This window comes from Streptomyces sp. NPDC053673 (genome assembly GCF_055585225.1).
This window is the reverse complement of record NZ_JBVJKN010000101.1, coordinates 1-1,479: the sequence shown is the minus strand read 5'-3', so window position 1 is coordinate 1,479 and position 1,479 is coordinate 1. Positions and strand designations below refer to the sequence as shown.

General features: G+C 66.5%; 1 protein-coding gene. It reads left to right on the top strand.

What is annotated here, in order from left to right; all coding sequences use genetic code 11:
• Window positions 1–1,479 (top strand): acyl-CoA carboxylase subunit beta (locus tag ACZ6ZQ_RS38550; protein ID WP_469773194.1); only part of this gene is annotated, 1,479 nt, incomplete at both ends.

Sequence of the window (1,479 nt, the reverse complement as noted above, 5' to 3'; positions counted from 1 at the left end):
GACCGTGCGACCGAGGCGCAGCATGCCAAGGGCAAGCTGACCGCGCGTGAGCGGATCGAGCTGTTGCTGGATGCGGGGTCGTTCCGGGAGGTCGAGCAGTTGCGGCGGCACCGGGCCTCGGGGTTCGGTCTGGAGTCGAAGAAGCCGTACACCGACGGTGTGATCACGGGCTGGGGCACGGTCGAGGGCCGTACCGTCTTCGTCTATGCGCATGACTTCCGGATCTTCGGTGGTGCGCTCGGTGAGGCGCACGCCACCAAGATCCACAAGATCATGGACATGGCCATCGCTGCCGGAGCGCCGTTGGTGTCGCTCAACGACGGTGCGGGCGCCCGTATTCAGGAGGGTGTCTCCGCTCTCGCGGGCTACGGCGGCATCTTCCAGCGCAATACGAAGGCCTCCGGTGTCATCCCGCAGATCAGTGTGATGCTGGGCCCGTGTGCCGGTGGTGCTGCCTACTCCCCGGCGCTGACGGACTTCGTGTTCATGGTCCGGGAGACCTCGCAGATGTTCATCACGGGACCGGACGTGGTCAAGGCGGTCACCGGTGAGGAGATCACCCAGAACGGCCTCGGTGGCGCGGACGTGCACGCCGAGACGAGCGGTGTGGCGCACTTCGCCTACGACGACGAGGAGACCTGCATCGCGGAGGTCCGTTACCTCCTGTCGATGCTTCCCTCGAACAACCGTGAGAACCCGCCCCAGGTGCCCAGCGAGGATCCGGCGGACCGTCGCTCCGACGTGCTGCTGGACCTGGTCCCGGCGGACGGCAACCGTCCCTACGACATGCACAAGGTGATCGAGGAGATCGTCGACGACGGTGACTTTCTCGAGATCCACGAGCGCTGGGCCCGCAACATCATCTGTGCGCTGGCCCGTCTGGACGGCCAGGTGGTCGGCATCGTCGCCAACCAGCCGCAGTCACTGGCCGGTGTCCTCGACATCGAGGCGAGTGAGAAGTCCGCACGTTTCGTTCAGATGTGCGACGCTTTCAACATCCCGATCATCACGCTGCTGGACGTGCCCGGCTTCCTTCCGGGCGTCGACCAGGAGCACGGCGGCATCATCCGCCACGGCGCGAAGCTGCTGTACGCGTACTGCAACGCGACCGTGCCGCGGATCTCGCTGATCCTGCGCAAGGCCTACGGCGGCGCCTACATCGTCATGGACTCCCAGTCCATCGGTGCCGACCTCACCTACGCCTGGCCGACGAACGAGATCGCGGTGATGGGCGCGGAGGGTGCGGCGAACGTCATCTTCCGCCGCCAGATCGCCGATGCCGAGGACCCCGAGGTCATGCGCGCCCGCATGGTCAAGGAGTACAAGGCCGAGCTCATGCATCCCTACTACGCCGCGGAGCGCGGACTGGTCGACGACGTCATCGACCCGGCCGAGACGCGCGAGGTGCTCATCCGCTCCCTCGCCATGCTCCGCACCAAGCACGCCGACCTGCCGTCGCGCAAGCACGGCAACCCCCCG